The organism is Saccharopolyspora sp. ID03-671, assembly GCF_045278815.1.
GTDB classification, from domain to species: Bacteria; Actinomycetota; Actinomycetes; order Mycobacteriales; family Pseudonocardiaceae; genus Saccharopolyspora; species Saccharopolyspora ipomoeae.
Map to the genome: position 1 here is coordinate 1,882,624 of NZ_CP134054.1, position 19,842 is coordinate 1,902,465.

The 19,842-nt window shown below is 73.6% G+C and carries 1 protein-coding gene; it reads right to left on the reverse strand.

Annotation, left to right across the window (positions count from 1 at the left end; translation table 11 throughout):
• Positions 1-5: 5 nt before the first annotated feature.
• Positions 6-19,835, reverse strand: coding sequence for an SDR family NAD(P)-dependent oxidoreductase (locus tag REH65_RS08510; protein ID WP_406692013.1), 19,830 nt, complete (start codon positions 19,833-19,835; stop codon positions 6-8).
• Positions 19,836-19,842: the final 7 nt, after the last annotated feature.

The following is a 19,842-nucleotide window of genomic DNA, read 5'->3' on the forward strand; positions in this document are numbered from 1 at the left end:
CAGGATCAGCGCTCGGCGTCGCGGCCGAGCTCGTTGTCGATGAACGCCAGGACCTCGTCGGTGCTGGCCGCCTGGATCCGCTCGGCCACCGCGACCTCCTCGGCTCCTGCGCCGGACCCGCCGTACTGGGACAGCAGGTTGCGCAGCCGCGCCGGGGCGCCGGAGCGGGCCCGCTGCTCCGGGTCGCTGGCGGCCAGCAGCGATTCCAGCCGGTCGAGCTCGCCGAGCAGGACCTCCACCGGGTCGGCTTCGGCGCCGAAGAGCTCCCCGGCGAGGAACGCGGCGAGCTCGGCGGGCGTCGGGTGGTCGAACACCAGCGTCGACGGCAGCTTCACGCCGCACGCGGCCGACAGGCTGTTGCGCAGCTCCACCGCGGTCAGCGAGTCGAAGCCGACCTGGCGGAACTCCTTGTCCGGGTCCACAGCCTCCGGCGAGGCGTGGCCGAGGACCCCGGCGGCGTGGCCGCGCACGAGACCCACCAGGTGCCGCATCCGCTCGTCCGGGTCGAGGCCGGCGAGGCTGCTCGCCAGGTCGACGTCGGGACGCTGCGCCGCGGGTTCGGGTCCGCTGATCAGACCGCGCAGCACGGCGGCCACGGGCCCGTCGTTGCGGCCACCGGCGATCCGGGCGGCGACCAGCAGCGCGTCGTCGCGGCCGGTGGCCTCGTCGAACAGCGCGAGGCCCTGGGCCACCGACAGCGGCGGCACGTCGGAACGCCCGATCCGCTCGGCGGCGCCGTCGTCCAAACCGCTTGTCATGCCGACGGATTCGGTCCACGGACCCCAGGCCAGCGACGTCGCGACCAGTCCCCGCGCCCGGCGGTGTTCGGCGAGGGCGTCGAGGAAGGCGTTGGCCGCCGCGTAGTTGCCCTGACCGGCCGAGCCGATGACCCCGGCGATCGAGGAGTAGAGGACGAACGCCGACAGGTCGAGATCGCGGGTGGCCTCGTGCAGGTTCCAGGCGCCGTCGACCTTGGGCCGCAGCACCGCGTCCAGCCGTTCCGGCGTCAGCGACGAGATGATGCCGTCGTCGAGCACACCGGCGGCGTGCACCACGGCCGTCAGCGGTCGCTCCACTTCGGACACCAGCCGGTCCACGGCGGCGCGGTCGGCGAAGTCGCAGGCCGCGACCGCGACCTCGGCACCGCTCTCGACGAGCTCGTCCCGGAGTTCGGCCGCCCCCACGGCTTCCGGGCCGCTGCGGGACGCGAGCAGCAGGTGCCGCACGCCGCGCTCGGCGACCAGGTGCCGGGCGAGCTCGGCGCCCAGACCACCGGTGCCGCCGGTGATGAGCACCGTGCCCTCGGGGTCCCAGTCGCGGGGTTCGGCCTGGTCGGTGATCCGGTCGAGCCTGCCGACCAGCGGTGTTCCTCCGCGCAGCAGCACCTGGGTCTCACCGGAGTCGAGCAGTCCCGGCACCAGCGGCAGCGCGTCCGGCTCGTCGAGGTCGACCAGCAGGAACGTGCCGGGGTTCTCCGACTGGGCCGAGCGCACCAGGCCCCACGCGGTCGCGGCGGCGAGGTCGTCGCCGCCGACCGCGCCCCGGGTGGCGAGCACCAGGCGGCTGCGGGTGAACCGGTCGTCGGCCGACCACTCCTGCACCAGGCCCAGCACTCGGGCCGCCGTCTCGCGGGCGGCGCGGGCGCCGGTGCCCTCGCAGGTCAGCGGGACCAGCACGACGTCGGGCACGTCGTCGTCGGCGATCGCCGCGAGCGCGGGCGCGGCGGTCACCCGGTGACCGGCCTTGTCCAGCGCCACGGCGACACCGAGCACGTCGTCGCCGAGCACCACCCACCGGGTGTCCTCGCCCGCGGGCGCGGCCTCGGCGGGAACCCAGTCCAGCCGCAGCAGCGGATCCCGTTGCGGCGCAGCGGTGTTCTGCAGCGGTGTCGGCCAGAATCGCTCGCGCTGGAACGGGTAGGTCGGCAGGGCCGCGCGCCGCGCACCGGCACCGGTGAACAGCCGCTCCCAGTCGACCCGCACGCCCGAGACGAACAGCCTGGCCAGCGCGGTCACCGCGGACACCTCCTCGTCGCGGTCCCGGCGCAGCAGCGGCACGCACCCGTCGACCAGGGCCGAGAGCACGCCGTCCGGCCCGGCCTCCAGGAACGCGTCGGCCCCGGCCTCGCGCAGCGCGGCGACGCCGTCGGCGAAGCGCACGGGCTCGCGGACGTGCCGCACCCAGTACTCGGGCGAGGCCAGCTCCTCGGGTGAGGCGAGGCGGCCGCTGAGGTTGGACACGACCGGGATCTCCGGTTCGTGGAAGGTCAGGTCGGCGACCGCGGTGCGGAACTCCTCCAGCATCGGTTCGACCAGCGGCGAGTGGAACGCGTGCGAAACCGGCAGCCGCCGGGTCCGGCGGCCCTGCTCGGCGAAGCGCTCGGCGACCGCCGGCACGGCGGCCTCGGCACCGGAGAGCACCACCGAGTCGGCGGCGTTGATCGCGCCGATCGCGACCTCGTCGCTCAGGTGCGGCGCCACCTCGTCCTCGGTGGCCTGCACGGCGACCATCGCGCCTCCGGCGGGCAGCGCCTGCATCAGGCGGGCCCGCGCCGAGACCAGCCGGCAGGCGTCGGTCAGCGACAGCACCCCGGCGACGTGCGCCGCGGCGATCTCGCCGATGGAGTGGCCGCCGACGAATCCCGGTGTCACGCCCAAGGATTCGACGAGCCGGTAGAGCGCGACCTCGACGGCGAACAGCGCGGGCTGGGTGCGTCCGGTGCTGTTGAGGGCTTCGGCGTCGGCACCCCAGATGACCTCGCGCAGCCCGTCGTCGAGCTCGGCCAGCACGGCGTCGAGGGCGTCGGCGAAGACCGGGAACCGCTCGTGGAGCTCGCGGCCCATGCCGAGCCGCTGCGAGCCCTGACCGGAGAACAGCACCGCCACCGAGCGGCGCCGGGCCTCTCCCCTGGCGATCTCGCGTCCGTCCAGCAGCACCGCCCGGTGCTCGAACGTCGAGCGCCGCAGCAGCGACGCGCCCACGTCGACCGGGTCGTGCTCGACGCTCCGGAGGCGTTCGAGCTGGTCGTCGAGGGCTTCGGGGGTCTTGGCCGACACCACCCAGGGCGCGGCGATCGCCCGCCGCTCCTCGGTGACCGCCTCGACCTCGGGGGCGCGTTCGAGGATCACGTGCGCGTTGGTGCCGCTGATGCCGAACGACGACACCCCGGCGCGCGCGGGCCGCTCCGCCGCAGGCCACTCGGTCACACCGGTGAGCAGCTCGATGTCGCCCGCCGACCAGTCGACGTGCGAGGACGGCTCGGTGACGTGCAGCGTCCGCGGCAGCACGCCGTGGCGCAGCGCCATCACCATCTTGATCACACCGGCGGCACCGGCCGCGGCCTGCGTGTGGCCGAGGTTGGACTTCACCGACCCCAGCAGCAGCGGCCGCTCCCGGTCCTGGCCGTAGGTCGCCAGCAGCGCTTGGGCCTCGATCGGGTCGCCCAGAGTCGTTCCGGTGCCGTGCGCTTCGACGGCGTCCACATCGGACGGTTCCAGCCCGGCGCCGGCGAGCGCCTGCCGGATCACCCGCTGCTGCGACGGGCCGTTCGGCGCGGTCAGGCCGTTGGACGCGCCGTCCTGGTTGACCGCGCTGCCCCGCAGCACCGCCAGCACCTCGTGGCCGTTGCGCTGCGCGTCGGACAGGCGCTCGACCACCAGCACACCGATGCCCTCCGACCAGGCGGTGCCGTCGGCGGTGTCGGAGAACGGCTTGCAGCGGCCGTCGAACGCGAGCCCGCCCTGCTGGGTGAACTCCATGAACGCGCCCGGCGTCGACATCAGCTGCACGCCCCCGGCCAGCGCCAGCGAGCACTCGCCGTTGCGCAGCGCCTGCATCGCCACGTGCAGCGCGACCAGCGCCGACGAGCACGCGGTGTCGATGGTCATCGCCGGGCCTTCGAGCCCGAGCACGTAGGACAGGCGACCGGAGATGATGCTCGGCGAGGTCCCGGTGCCCGAGTACCCGGCCATGCTCAGCTCCGAACCGAGCACGAGGTGCGCGTAGTCCTGGCCGCTGGCGCCGACGAACACGCCGGTGCGGCTGCCGCGCAGCGACACCGGGTCGATGCCGGCGCGTTCCAGCGCCTCCCACGACAGCTCCAGCGTCAGCCGCTGGTGCGGGTCCATCGACACGGCTTCGCGCGGCGAGATGCCGAAGAACGCCGGGTCGAAGTCGGCGATGCCGGAGATGAACCCGCCGCAGTCGGTGGCGCTGCTGCCCGGCCCGTCACCGGCGAGCGAGGCGAGGTCCCAGCCCCGGTCGGTCGGGAACGGGCCGATCGCGTCACGCCCCTCGGCCAGCAGCTCCCACAGCGCCTCCGGCGTGTCGGCACCGCCCGGGAAGCGGCAGCTGAGCCCGACGATGGCGATCGGGTCGTCGCGGACCTCGAGGCCGGTGAGCGGCTCGTCGGGAACCTCGGGTTCGGAGCCGAAGAGCTCGCCGAGCAGGAACTCGGCCATCTCCACCGGCGTCGGGTAGTCGAAGACCAGCGTGGCGGGCAGCGTCAGGCCCGTCGCCGTGCCCAGCCGGTTCCCCAGTTCGACCGAGGTCAGCGAGTCGAAGCCGAGCTGCCGGAACTCGCGCTCCTCGTCGATGGAGTCGGACGACGAGTGCCCCAGGACCGCGGCGGCCTCACCGCACACGAGGTCCACGAGCGCCCGCTCGCGCTGCGCCGGCGGAACGCTCTGCAGCTGCGAAGCGGCCGCGGCGCCGTCGGTGCCGGACGCGGCGACGCGGCGGCTGCCGCGCACCAGGCCCTGCAGCATCGGCGGCAGCATGCCGGTCAGCGCTCCGGTCTTGATCTGCGCGGGCACCACCAGCGGCGAGTCGACGCCGGTGGCCAGGTCGAACAGCCACAGGCCGATCTCGACCGGCAGCGGTGGCAGCGCCGACTGCTCCAGGCGCTGCAGCTGCCGGGCGTCCATCGTGCTGGTCATGCCGAGCGACGAGGCCCACGCGCTCCACGCCAGCGACATCGCGGGCAGCCCCAGGTCGCGCCGGTGCGCGGCCAGCGCGTCGAGGAAGCTGTTGCCGGCCGCGTAGTTGCCCTGGCCCGGTGTGCCGAGCAGACCCGACACCGACGAGTACAGGATGAACGCGGCCAGGTCCTGGTCGCGGGTGAGCTCGTGCAGGTGCCAGGCGGCGTCGGCCTTGGGCTTGAGGACCTTCTCCAGCCGCTCGTGGGTGAGCGAGCCGATCGCGCCGTCGTCGAGCACGCCGGAGGCGTGCACCACCGCGGTCAGCGGGCGGTGCACTTCGGACAGAACGCGGGCGAGCGAGTCGCGGTCGGCCAGGTCGCAGGCCTCGATGGCCACGGTCGCGCCGTGCTCGGAGAGCTCGTCGCGCAGCTCCGCCGCGCCCGGCGCGTCCGGGCCCCGGCGGCTGAGCAGCAGCAGGTGCCGCACGCCGCGGGTGACCACGAGGTGCCGGGCGAGCTCGGCGCCCAGACCACCGGTGCCGCCGGTGATGAGGACCGTGCCGTCGGGGTCCCAGCCCTCCGGAACCGTGAGCACGATCTTGCCGATGTGCTTGGCGCGGCTCATGAACCGGAACGCCTCGCGGGCCCGCCGCACGTCCCAGGACTTGATCGGCAGCGGTTCCAGCACGCCCCGGTCGAACAGCTCCAGCAGCTCGTGGAGCATCTGCTGGATGCGGTCGGGCTCCACCCAGCCCAGGTCGAACGGCAGGTAGCGGATGCCGGGCAGCTCGTCCTGGTCGCGCAGGTCCGTCTTGCCCATCTCCAGGAACCGGCCGCCGTCTCCGAGCAGCCGCAGCGACGCGTCGATGAACTCGCCGGACAGGGCGTTGAGCACCACGTCGACGCCCTGGCCGAAGCGCTGCTCGAACTCCACGGTGCGGGAGGAGGCGATGTGGTCATCGGGGATGCCGAAGCCGCGCAGCACGTCCTGCTTGCCCTCGCCGGCGGTGGCGAAGACCTCCGCGCCGAGGTGCTGGGCGAGCTGGATCGCGGCCATGCCCACACCACCGGCACCGGCGTGGACCAGCACCTTCTCGCCCGGTTGCACGGCGGCCAGGTCGACCAGCGCGTGGTAGGCGGTGAGGAACACCAGCGGCACGGACGCCGCGACCTCGAAGGTCCAGGCGTCGGGCACCCGCGCGAGGTGCCGCTCGTCGACCACGCCCAGCGGGCCGAAACCGCCCGGCAGCATGCCGAACACCCGGTCGCCGACCCGCAGGTCCGCCACGGCCGGGCCGGTCTCGACCACGACACCGGCGGCCTCGTTGCCCAGCAGACCGGCCTCGCCCGGGTACATGCCCAGGGCGTTGAGGACGTCGCGGAAGTTCATGCCCGCGCCCCGGATCCCGACCCGGACCTGGCGTCCGACCAGCGGTTCCAGCACCTCCGGGTAGGGGGTGAGTTCGAGGTCGTCGAGGCTGCCGCGGTGGGCGATGTCGAGCCGCCAGGGGCCGCCGGTCGGGGGCACCAGGCCGCCGTCGGTGGCCATCCGGGCCAGCCGCCCCGCGAAGGCCTCGCCGCCGCGGACCACGAGCTGCGGCTCGCGGGTGCCGAACATGCCGGGGGTGACGTCCGCGTCGGGGTCGAGGTCGATCAGCTGGAACCGGCCCGGCTGCTCGGCCTGCGCGGAGCGCACCAGGCCCCACACCGAAGCCGCGCCGAGGTCGGTGATCGGTTCGCCGTCGATGGACACCGCACCCCGGGTGACGAACACGACGGGCTTGCGGGCCTGCTGGAGCATGTCGAGCACGCGCTTGGTCTCGTCGTGCGCGGACTCGGGGTTCATGCCGCCGGTGATCTCGACCAGGTCGACCGACGGGCCCTCCACCGAGTCGTCGACCTCGACCGGCACCCACTCGACCCGGTACAGCGGGTCCTCGACGGGTTTCACGGCGGCCGGCCGGTCGGTCGAGGGAGTGCGCACGACCAGCGAGGACACCGACATCACCGGCTTGCCCTCGACGTCGACCGCGGCCACCGACACTCCCGACCGGCCCGAGCGGGACAGCCGCACCCGCAGCCGCGAGGCACCGATGGCGTGCAGCGACACGCCGTCCCACGCGAACGGGAGGCCCTGGCCCGCGTCGTCGAGGAACGCGATCGCGTGCAGCGCGGAGTCCAGCAGGGCCGGGTGCACGCCGAACGAGCCCGCGTCGTCGATGGTCTCGGGCAGCGCGACCTCGACGAAGACGTCCTCGCCGCACCGCCAGGCCGCCTCCAGGCCCTGGAAAACCGGGCCGTAGGACAGGCCGCCCTCGTGCAGGGTGGTGTAGAAGCCGTCGAGGTCGATCTCCTCGGCCCCGGCCGGGGGCCACTCGGTGGTGTCGAGCTCGGCGGTGTGGGCGCCGGAGACGAGCGTGCCGCTCGCGTGCTGCGTCCACTCCTCGGTGTTGGCGGGCCGGGCGTGGATGCTCACCGCGCGGCGACCGCTGTCGTCGGGGTCCTGCACCCGCACCTGCACGTCGACTGCGTCGCGCTCGCCGAGCACCAGCGGCACGACGATGCTCAGCCCGTCCACCCGGTCGCAGTCGACCATGTCACCCGCGCGCAGCGCGAAGTCGAGGAACCCGGTGCCGGGGAACAGCACCGCGCCGCCGACGACGTGATCGGCCAGCCACGGGTTCGTCGACACCGACAACCGGCCGGACAGCACCAGCTGCTCGGTCCCGGCCACGTTGACGGCGGCGGTGAGCAGCGGGTGCCCGCCGCGGGTGAGCCCGAACGCCCGCGCGTCGCCGCGCCCGGTCCCGGAGGTCTTGGGCCACAACCGCTTGTGCTGGAACGGGTAGGTCGGCAGGTCCACCAACCGAGCCCCGCTCCCGGCGAACCAGGCGTCCCAGTCGACCCGCACGCCGTCGGCGTGCAGCCGGGCCAGCGCGGTGATCGCGGCGACCTCCTCGCCCCGGCCCCCGCGCAGCACCGGGTGCGCCCCGGCGACCATCGCCGCCAGGACCCCGTCCGGCCCGACCTCCAGGAACCGGCTCACCCCGGCCTCCCGCAGCGCCTCGACGTTGTCGGAGAACCGCACGGCCTCCCGCACGTGCCGCACCCAGAACTCGGGGCTCGTCACGTCCCCGGACGCGAACACCGGAATCCGGGGCTCCTGGAACCCGATCCCGCGGATCGCCTCCCGGAACTCCTCCAGCACCGGCTCCATGAGAGCCGAGTGGAAGGCATGAGAAACCTTGAGCCGCTTGAACTCCCACTTCGACGCGACCTCGAGAACAGCGTCCTCGTCCCCGGCCAGAACCACCGAGTTCGGCCCGTTCACCGCCGCCAGCGACACCACGCCACCCGGACCACTCCCGTCCGCAGGCGACGGAATACGGGAGCAATCCGCTTCCGCGAGCTCGGACGAGCCGTCCGTCAGGTACGGCGCGACCTCGGACTCGCCGGCGCGGACCGCGACCATCGCGCCACCGGTCGGGAGCGCCTGCATCAGGCGGGCGCGGGCCGTGATCAGGGTGCACGCGTCTTCCAAGGTCAGGACGCCCGCCACGTGGGCCGCGGCGACCTCCCCGATCGAGTGGCCCGCGAGGTAGCGGGGACGGACCCCGAAGGATTCGAGGAGGCGGTAGAGGGCGACCTCGATGGCGAACAGGGCTGGTTGGGTCCAGCCCGTCTGGTCGAGGGCCTCCGGGTCGTCGCCCCACATGACCTCGCGGAGCTGCGGGTCGAGGTGCAGCAGGGCCGCGTCGAGGGCGTCGGCGAACACCGGGAAGCGGTCGTAGAGCTCGCGGCCCATGCCCGAGCGCTGGGAGCCCTGGCCGGAGAACAGCATCGCCAGCGATCCGTCGGCGGCGACGCCGCGCGCGATCTCGGTGCCGTCGAGCAGCACCGCGCGGTGCGCGAAGGTCGCGCGGCCGGTCGCCAGCGTGTAGCCGACGTCGAGCGGGTCGCCGTCGACCTGGCGGATCCGCTCGACCTGCTCGTCGAGCGCCTCCTCGGTCCGAGCGCTGACCAGCCACGGCGTCGGGCCCACCTCCCCGCGCACCGGCGGTTCGGGGGACTCGACGGATTCGAGGATGATGTGGGCGTTGGTGCCGCTCATGCCGAACGACGACACGCCCGCGCGGCGCGGCCGGTCCTCGACCGGCCAGGCCGCGGGCTCGGTGAGCAGCTCGATCCCGCCGGACCAGTCGATGCGCGAGGACGGCTCGGTGACGTGCAGCGTCTTGGGAACGAGCCCGTTGCGCATCGCCATCACGACCTTGATCACGCCCGAGGCGCCGGCGGCGGCCTGCGAGTGACCGAGGTTCGACTTCACCGACCCGATCAGCAGCGGGTGCCGCCGGTCGTGGTCGTAGGCGGCGACCAGCGCTTCGGCCTCGATCGGGTCGCCCAGCGTGGTTCCGGTTCCGTGCGCCTCGACGACGTCCACATCGGACGGTTCCAGCCGGGCGCTCGCCAGGGCTTCGCGGATGACGCGCTGCTGCGAAGGACCGTTGGGCGCGGTGAGCCCGTTCGAGGCCCCGTCCTGGTTGACCGCCGAGCCGCGCACCACGGCCAGCACCTGGTGCCCGTGGCGCTCGGCGTCGGAAAGCCGCTCCAGCACCAGCATCCCGACACCTTCGGACCAGCCGGTGCCGTCGGCGTCGTCGGAGAACGCCTTGCAGCGCCCGTCCTCGGCGATGCCGCCCTGCAGCGAGAAGCCGCCGAAGCTGGTGGGCGTCGCCAGCACGCTCACGCCCCCGGCCAGCGCCAACGAGCACTCGCCGCCGGACAGCGCCCGCGCAGCCATGTGCAGCGACACCAGCGCGGACGAGCAGGCGGTGTCGACGGTGACCGCCGGTCCTTCCAGGCCCAGCACGTAGGACAGGCGGCCGGACAGGACGCTGGCGGCCAGGCCGGTGCTGGCGTGGCCCTGCAGGTCCTCGTTGGCCGCCATCACGATCTGCTGGTAGTCCTGCCCGTTGGTGCCGACGAACACGCCGGTCCGGCTGCCGCGCAGCGACGACGGATCCACCCCGGCGCGCTCGAACGCCTCCCAGGAGGTCTCCAGCAGGAGCCGCTGCTGCGGGTCCATCGCCAGCGCCTCGCGCGGCGGGATGCCGAAGAACTCCGGGTCGAAATCGGCGACGCCGGTGAGGAATCCGCCCTTGCCGGTGGAGCTGGTCATGCCCGCCAGGTCCCAGCCGCGGTCGGTCGGGAAGTCGCCGATCGCGTCCCGGCCCTCCACCAGCATCCGCCACAGGTCCTCGGGCGAGTCGACGCCGCCGGAGTAGTGGCAGGCCATGCCGACGATGGCGATGTGGTCGTCCGCGCTCAGCGGCGCGGCCTCGCTCACCTGGACCGGCGCGGCGGCTTCGTCGTCGAGGAGTTCGGCGACGAGGTGGTCGGCGAGACCGCGCGGGGTGGGGTGGTCGAAGACGAGCCCGGTCGGCAGGCCCAGTCCGGTGGCCTCGATGAGCCGGTTGCGCAGCTCGACGGCCGTGAGCGAGTCGAAACCCAGGTCGCGGAACGCCTTGTCGGCGCTGATCGCGTCCTCGTCCGCGTGCCCGAGCGCGGTGGCGGCGTGGGTGAGCACCAGGTCCAGCAGCACCTCGCCGCGGTCGCCGGGGTGCGTGTCGCGCAGCTGCCTGCGCAGCTCGACGCCGCGCTCCTCGACGTCGGAGGCCGATTCCAGCCGGGCCAGCACGTCGCGTGCCTCGGGCAGCTCGGCCAGCACGGGGCTGCGGCGCAGGCTCAGCAGCGCGCCGAGCACGCGCGGCTGGTTGAGGTCGGCGACGACCGGCGCGGGGATCTCCTCGGCGACCGCGCGGCGCAGCGCCGACAGCGCGAGCTCGGGGTCGAGCGAGGCGGCACCGAGCTGGCGGATCTCCTCGGCAGCGCCGGCCCCGGCCGCCATCCCCTCACCCGCCCAGGCTCCCCAGGCGATCGAGGTCGCGGGCAGCCCGGCGGCGTGCCTGCGGTGCGCGATGGCGTCCAGCACCGCGTTCGCCGCGGCGTAGGCGCTCTGCGACGGGCTGCCGACGGCGCCGGTGACCGAGGAGAACAGCACGAACGCCGTCAGGTCGCGGTCGCGGGTGAGCTCGTCGAGCAGCAGCGCGGACTCGATCTTGGCGCGGAAGACCTCGGCGAACCGCTCGGGGGTGAGACTTTCCAGGAACCCGTCATCGAGCACACCCGCGGCGTGCACCACCGCGGTGATCTCACCCAGCCCGGACAGGACCTCGCCCAGCGTGTCCCGGTCGGCGGCATCGCACGCGACGATCGACACCTCGGCACCGGACTCGCGCAGCTCCTCGCCGAGCTCGGCGGCACCCGGCGCGTCGGGGCCGCGTCGGCTCAGCAGCACGACGTGCTGCGCGCCGCGCCGGGCGACGTCGCGGGCGACGCGGCCGCCGAGCGCGCCGGTGCCGCCGGTGATGACGACGGTGCCCGACGGTTCCCACTCGGCGAGCTCGCCCCCGGGCGCCTGCGCGATCCGGCGGCCGAAGACGCCCGCCGCCCGGACGGCGACCTGGTCCTCCCCGGACTCGCCGTCGAGGACCGAGGCCAGGCGCGCGGCGGTGCGCTCGTCGAGGGGCTGCTCGGGCAGGTCGACGAGCCCGCCCCAGCGGTGCGGGTGTTCGAGCGCCGCGACGCGGCCGAGTCCCCAGACGCCGGCCTGCCACGGGCTGGTGACCGCGTCCGAGCGGCCGACGGACACGGCGCCGCTGGTCAGCGTCCACAGCGGCGCGGTGACCCCGGCGTCGCCGAGGGCCTGCACCAGTGCGGCGGTGCCGAGGACGGGGGTCGGGTCGCCGGGGTCGTCGAGCGCCAGCAGCGACACGACGCCCGTGACCTCGGTGTGCGCGGCGGTGATCCGCTCGGCGAGGTGGGCGCGGTCGGTGGCGTCGACCTCGCAGGTGACGGTGGTGTCGAGCGCGGCGAGCACGGCCGTCGCGCGCGGGTCGTCGGCGAGGTGCCGGGGCACCACGACCAGGTGTGTTCCGGGTTCGCGGGTCGTGAGGCCGGTGAGCGGCCGCCAGGTCTCGCGATGCCGCCAGGAGTCCACGGCGGTGCGCGCTTGGCGGCGGCTCCGCCAGGCCGACAGGGCGGGCACGACGGCCGCGACGGTTTCGTCGTCGAGGTCCAGGGTCTCCGCGATCGACGCCAGGTCCTCGCGCTGCACGGCCGACCAGAACGCCTCGTCGGCGGGGTCTGCGCCGGTCGCCGCGGGGTCGGCGAGCTCTGGCCAGAAGCGCTCGTGCTGGAACGCGTAGGTCGGCAGGTCGACGGACCGGCCGCCCGCGAACACCGGCGACCAGTCGACGGGGACACCGCTCACGTGCAACCGCGCCAGCGCGGTCAGCAGCGCGGTCCGCTCATCTCGGTCCTTGCGCAGCGCCGGGATCGCGCCGTCGACCAGCGCCGCGAGCACGCCCCCGGGCCCGACCTCCAGGAACGAGGTCGCCCCGGCCTCCCGCAACGCTTCGACGCCGTCCGAGAACCGCACGGTCTCCCGCACGTGCCGCACCCAGTGCTCAGCCGAGGTGACATCCCCGGAAGCCTGCACCGGGACACGGGGCTCCCGGAACGTCAACCCCGCCACGACTTCCCGGAACTCGTCCATCATCGGCTCCATCAGAGCCGAGTGGAAAGCATGAGACACGCTGAGCCGCTTGAACTCCCACTTCCCGGCAACCTCAAGAACAGCGTCCTCATCCCCGGCCAGCACCACGGAGTTCGGACCGTTCACCGCCGCAAGAGACACCACCCCCGGCCGAAAACCACCACTGTCACCCGATCGAAAACCGCTGTTTTCATCGCGACGAAAACCGCTGTATTCGACACCATGAATATGGGAGTTTCCGACACCAGCAGAACCACCCGACAGAAACGGAAGCACCTCAGACTCACTCGCGCGAACCGCCACCATCACCCCACCCGACGGCAGGGCCTGCATCAACAAAGCTCTGGCCGTGATCAGGGTGCAGGCGTCTTCGAGGGACAACACGCCCGCCACGTGGGCCGCGGCCACCTCACCGATCGAGTGACCCGCGACGTGGTCCGGGGTGATGCCGAAGGACTCGATCAGGCGATACAGAGCCACCTCGATCGCGAACAGGGCCGGTTGGGCATTGCCCGTGTCGTCGAGGGTTTCGGGGTTCTCTCCCCACATGGCTTCGCGGATCGCGGGGGCGAGGTGGCTCAGGACCTCGTCCAGGGCTTCGGCGAAGACCGGGAAGGCTTCGTAGAGCTCGCGGCCCATGCCGAGGCGCTGGGAACCCTGGCCTGAGAACAGGAACGCCGGGGTCTGCTCGGTGGCCACTCCCCTGGCGATCTCCAAACCATCGAGCAGGACCGCCCGGTGCTCGAAGGTGCTGCGGTGCGCGAACAGCGAGCGGCCGATGTCCAGCGGGTTGCCCTCGACCGCGCGGACCCGCTCGACCTGGGCGTCCAGCGCGGCCTCGGACCTGGTGCTGACCAGCAGCGGGACCGGTCCGTCGGGCTGCTGCTCGGGAGCTTCGGGGACCTCGGGTTCGCTGACCGACTCCAGGATGACGTGCGCGTTGGTGCCGGACAGGCCGAAGGAGGACACGCCGCCTCGGCGCGGGCGGTCCAGCTCCACCCACGGCCGGGCCTCGGTGGCGAGCTCGACCGCGCCGGCGGACCAGTCGACGTGCGAGGACGGTTCGGAGACGTGCAGCGTCTTCGGGACCATCCCGTGCTGCATCGCCAGCACCATCTTGATCACCCCGGCGACACCGGCCGCGGCCTGCGTGTGCCCGAGGTTCGACTTCACCGCGCCGAGCAGCAGCGGGTGCTCCCGCTCGCGCCCGTAGGTGGCGATGAGCGCCTGCGCCTCGATCGGGTCACCCAAGGTCGTCCCGGTGCCGTGCGCCTCCACCGCGTCCACATCGGACGGTTCGAGCCCGGCGTTGGCCAGGGCCTGGCGGATGACGCGCTGCTGCGCGGGTCCGTTGGGCGCGGTGAGCCCGTTCGAAGCGCCGTCCTGGTTGACCGCCGTACCGCGCACCGTGGCGAGGATCCGGTGACCCCGGCGCTCGGCGTCGGAGCGCCGCTCCACGACCAGCACGCCCACGCCCTCGGACCAGCCGGTACCGCCGGTGTCGTCCGAGAACGCCCGGCAGCGGGCGTCGGCCGCCAGCCCGCCCTGGGCGTTGAAACCGGCGAAGTTCATCGGCGTGGACATCACCGTGACACCGCCGACCAGCGCCAGCGACGACTCGCCCGCGCGCAGCGACCGGGCCGCCAGGTGCAGCGCCACCAGCGATGACGAGCAGGCGGTGTCGACGGTCAGCGCCGGTCCTTCGAGCCCGAAGGCGTAGGACAGGCGCCCGGAGATGACGGCGGCGGCCAGACCGGTGCTGGAGTGCCCCATGATCTCCTCGCGGGAGCGGAGCACGAGGTTGGTGTAGTCCTGGCCGTTGGTGCCGATGAACACGCCGGTGTCGCTGCCGCGCAGCCCGGCGGCGTCGATGCCGGTGCGCTCGACGGCCTCCCACGCGACCTCCAGCAGCTGGCGCTGCTGCGGGTCCATCGCCACCGCCTCGCGCGGCGAGATCCCGAAGAACCCGGGGTCGAAATCGGCTGCGCCGTCGAGGAATCCGCCTTCGGAGGTGGCACCGGAGGCCAGCGGGTCCTGCTCCCAGCCGCGGTCGTCCGGGAACCCGGAGATGGCGTCGGTGCCGTCGGCGAGCAACCGCCAGAAGTCCTCGGGCGAGCGCACCCCGCCCGGGAAGCGGCAGCTCATGCCGACGATGACGATCGGGTCGTCGCCGGTGTCGCCGTGCTGCGGGGTCGGGTCGAGATCGGGCTGCTCGCCGAGGATTTCGGCGAGCAGGTGCTCGGCGAGCTCGCCCGGAGTCGGGTGGTCGAAGGTGAGGGTGGCGGGCAGCGTCAGGCCGGTCGCGGCGGCGAGCCGGTTGCGGAGCTCGATCGCGGTCAGCGAGTCGAAACCCAGGGCGCGGAACTCCTTGTCGGCGCGCACGTCCGCGCCGGAGGAGTGCCCGAGCACGGCCGCGGCCTCGGTGCGCACGACGTCGGTGACGTGGCGCAGCCGGTCCGCGCCGCGCAGCCCGGCCAGCGCGTGCGCCTCGGCGGCGCCGCGTCCGCTGGCGGCGGTCCGCCGACCCGGCCGCACGAGACCGCGCAGGATCGCCGGGACCTCTCCCCCGGCTGGCGGGGCACCGGTCGCCAGCGGCACCAGCAGCTGCGCGTCGGAGGCGATGGCGGCGTCGAACAGCGCCAGACCGCGCTCCACCGACAGGGTCGGCATCCCGCGCAGGTCGGCCAGCGTGGAGGTCATGCCCGCACCGGCTTCCCAAGCGCCCCAGGCCAGCGACAGCGCGGGCAGCCCGAGGCCGCGCCGGTGCGCGGCGAGCGCGTCCAGGTAGCTGTTGGCGGCGGCGTAGTTGCCCTGCCCGGCCGAGCCCATCACGCCGGCCACCGAGGAGTAGACGACGAACGCGGCCAGGTCGTGGTCCTGGGTGAGCTCGTGCAGGTTCCAGGCGGCGTCGACCTTCGGGCGCAGCACGGTGCTGAGCCGCTCGGCGTCGAGCGAGCCGATCACACCGTCGTCGAGGACACCGGCGGTGTGGATCACGGCGGTCAGCCGCACCGAGTCCAGCAGCGAAGCGAGCGCGGTGCGGTCGGTGACGTCGCAGGCCGCCACGGTCACCTCGGCTCCGAGCCCGGCCAGCTCCTCGCGGAGCTCAGCGGCTCCCGGGGCGTCGGGGCCGCGTCGGCTCACCAGCAGCAGCTCGCGCACGCCCCGCTCGGCGACGAGGTGCCGCGCCAGCGCGGCACCGAGCCCGCCGGTGCCGCCGGTGATGAGCACCGTCCCGTCGGGATCCCAAGCGCCGTGGGGGTTCTCGTTCAGCGAGGCCCGCGCGAGGCGTCCGACGCGGGCCTGCCCGTCGCGGACGATCACCTGCGTCTCGCCCGCTTCCAGCAGCGCGGGCAGACCCGGCAGCAGGGCCGCGGACTCGTCGGCGTCGTCGAGGTCGACCAGCAGGAACCGGCCGGGGTGCTCGGTCTGCGCCGCGCGCACGAGTCCCCACGCGGCGGCCGCGGCCGGGTCGTCGCCGGACACGGCGCCGCGGGTGAGGAACACCATCGCGGGCTCGGCCGAGCCCGGTTCGGCGACGCGTTCCTGCAGCAGGCTCAGGACGCGGGCGGTGAGGTCGTGCGCGCGCTGCGGTTCGACTCCGCCCACCAGCGGCACCGCCACCACCGAACCGGATTCGGGCACGGCATCGACCGGCAGGGTGGCCACCGCGGTCCTCGGGCCGGGGAACCCGAGGTCGAGCTCGTGGTCGGCGAGCAGGGACCAGTCGTCGAAACCGGCGGGCTCGACGTCCTGCGGGACCCAGTCCAGCTCGTACAGCGAGCGCGGGTGGGAGTCCGCCGCCGGTTCCGGGACCGGGGCGAGCACGGCCCGCGCCGAGAGCACCGGGGCTCCGGTGACGTCGGCGGCTTCGACGCTCACACCGCCGGAATCGCTGGTCAGGCGCACGTGCAGCACCGAAGCGCCGGTGGCGTGCAGCGTCACGTCCGCCCAGTCCGCGGGCACGCCCTGGGCGCCGAGGACCGTCGCGGCGTGCAGGGCGGCGTCGAGCAGGGCCGGGTGCAGGCCGAACGCCTCGGCACCGGAGAGCTCCTCCGGCAGCGCGACCTCGGCGAAGACCGCGTCGTGGCCGCACCAGGCGGCGCGCAGGCCGCGGAACGCCGGGCCGCGCAGCACCTCGCCGGGCTCGTCGTAGAAGCCGTCGATGTCGACGACCGTGGCTCCGCGCGGCGGCCACGCCGACAGGTCGAACTCCGCCGCGCCCGCGGTGGCGCCGAGGGTTCCGGTGGCGTGCAGCAGCCACTCGGACTCCTCGTCGGGACGGGCGTGCACGCGCAGCTCGCGGCGACCGGACTCGTCCGGTTCGCCCACGCGCAGCTGCACCTGCAGCGGCGCGTCGTCCGGCAGCACCAGCGGGGCGACCCGGGTGAGCTCCTCGATCCGCTCGCAGCCGACGCGGTCGGCCGCGCAGGACGCCAGCTCCAGAACGACCGAGGTCGGCAGCAGCGCCCGCTCGTCGACGAGGTGGTCGGCCAGCCACGGGTGCGCGTCCGGCGACACCGTGCCGGTCAGGATCAGCTCGTCGGAGCCCGCGACGGTCATCGCCGCACCGAGCAGCGGGTGGTCGGCGGCCGACAGCCCGAGCCCGGTCGGGTCGCCCGCGCTGACCGACACCGACGGCCAGAACCGCTGGCGCTCGAACGCGTAGGTCGGCAGCGCGACTCGGCGACCACCGGCGTGCACCGGCGACCAGTCGACGTCGACACCGGTGACGTGCAACCGCGCCAGCGCGGTGAGGAACGCGGTCTCCTCGTCCCGCTCTGCGCGCAGCGCGGGCACCCCATCACCGACCAGCGCGGACAGCACGCCGTCCGGCCCGAGCTCCAGGAACGTCACGTCACCCGCGGCGGCGACGTTGTCGGCGAACCGCACGGTCTCCCGCACGTGCCGAACCCAGAACTCGGGATCGGTCACCTCCCCAGAAACAACCACCGGAATCAGAGGTTCACGGAAAGTCAACCCCGCCAGGACATCACGGAACTCCTCCAGCATCGGCTCCATCAAGGCCGAGTGGAACGCATGAGACACGCTGAGCCGCTTGAACTCCCACTTCCCGGCAACCTCAAGAACAGCGTCCTCATCCCCGGCCAGCACCACGGAGTTCGGCCCGTTCACCGCCGCAAGAGACACCACCCCCGACCGAGAACCACCACTGTCACCCGATCGAAAACCGCTGTTTTCATCGCGACGAAAACCGCTGTTTTCGACACCCTGAATATGGGAGTTTCCGACACCAGACGAATCACCCGACAGGAACGGCAACACCTCCGACTCACTCGCCCGGACCGCCACCATCACCCCGCCCGGGGGCAGGGCCTGCATCAAGCGGGCACGGGCCGAGATCAGAGTGCAGGCGTCCTCCAGGGACAACACGCCCGCCACGTGGGCCGCGGCCACCTCACCGATCGAGTGGCCGACGAGTTTTGCCGGGGTGATGCCGAAGGACTCGATCAGGCGATACAGAGCCACCTCGATCGCGAACAGGGCCGGTTGGGCGTTGCCCGTCTGGCTCAGGGCTTCCTGATCGTCGCCCCACATGATGTCGCGAAGCTGCGGATCGAGGTGGTTCAGGACCTCGTCGAGAGCCTCCGCGAACACCGGGAAACGCGCGTGGAGGTCCCGGCCCATGCCCAGGCGCTGGGAGCCCTGGCCGGTGAACAGGAACGCCGGGGTGCGGCGGGTGGCCTCGCCGCGGGCGATCTCCTCGCCGTCGAGCAGGACCGCGCGGTGCTCGAACGTGGCGCGGCCGGTCGCCAGCGAGTGACCGATGTCCAGGGGGTTGCCGTCGAGGGCCCGCAACCGCGCGAGCTGCTCGTCCAGCGATGCCTCGGACTTCGCGCTGACCGGCCACGGGACCGGTCCCGTCGGCTCGACGGCGGCGGGGAGCTCGGCGGGGGTCGGAGCTTCGAGGATGACGTGGGCGTTGGTGCCGCTCACGCCGAACGACGACACGCCGGCGCGGGCCGGGCGGTCGCTCGACGGCCACGGGACCGGCGAGGTCACCAGCTCGGCGGCGCCCGCCGACCAGTCGACGTGCGAGGACGGCTCCGACACGTGCAACGTCCGCGGCACCGTGCCGTGCCGCATCGCCATCACCATCTTGATCACCCCGGCGACCCCGGCGGCGGCCTGGGTGTGCCCGAGGTTGGACTTGATCGTGCCCACCAGCAGCGGGTTCTCGCGGTCCTGGCCGTAGGTGGCGAGCAGGCTGCGGGCCTCGATCGGGTCGCCCAGCGGGGTCCCGGTGCCGTGCGCCTCCACGACGTCCACATCGGACAGTTCGAGCCCGGCCTGGTCGAGGGTCTGGCGGATGATGCGCTGCTGCGCCCGGCCGTTCGGCGCCGTGAACCCGTTGGAGGCGCCGTCGGAGTTCACCGCCGAACCCCGCACCACCGCCAGGATCTCGTGCCCGTTGCGCTCGGCGTCGGAGAGCCGCTCCAGCAGCAGCATGCCGACGCCCTCGGACCAACCGGTGCCGTCGGCGTCGTCGGAGAACGCCTTGCAGCGCCCGTCGGGAGCCAGCCCGCCCTGGCGGCTGAACTCCACCAGCGATCCCGGCGTGCACATCACGTTCACACCACCGGCCAACGCCAGCCCGCACTCGCCCGCGCGCAGCGCGTGCACCGCGAAGTGCAGCGACACCAGCGACGACGAGCACGCGGTGTCGACCGTCGCGGTCGGTCCCTCCAGGCCCAGCTCGTAGGAGATGCGGCCGGACTCGGCGCTGGCGGCGATGCCGGTCCCGATGTCACCGGTCGCGTCCGACACCGAGCGGATCAGCAGGTGCTGGTAGTCCTGCCCGTTCGTGCCGCCGACGAACACGCCGGTGCGGCTGCCGCGCAACGACGACGGGTCGATGCCGGCGCTCTCGACGGCCTGCCACGAGGTCTCCAGAAGCAACCGCTGCTGCGGATCCATCGTCAGCGCCTCGCGCGGTGAGATCCCGAAGAAACCGGGGTCGAAGTCGGCGATGCCGGGCAGGAACCCGCCGCGCACGCTGACCCGGGTGCCGCGCTCGTCGACCCCGGCGTCACCGAGCGCGCCCACGTCCCAGCCCCGGTCGGTGGGCAGCTCGGAGGTCGCGTCACGACCGGCGGCGACCAGCTCCCACAGGTCCTCCGGCGAGTCCACGCCGCCCGGGTAGCGGCAGGCCATGCCGACGATGGCGATCGGCTCGGTGGCGGCGGCCACCAGCTGCCGGTTCTGCCGCCGCAGGCGGTCGGTCTCCTTGACCGCCGCGCGCAGCGCCTCGACGACCTTGTCGCTGGAGTCGTTCATGGTCAGC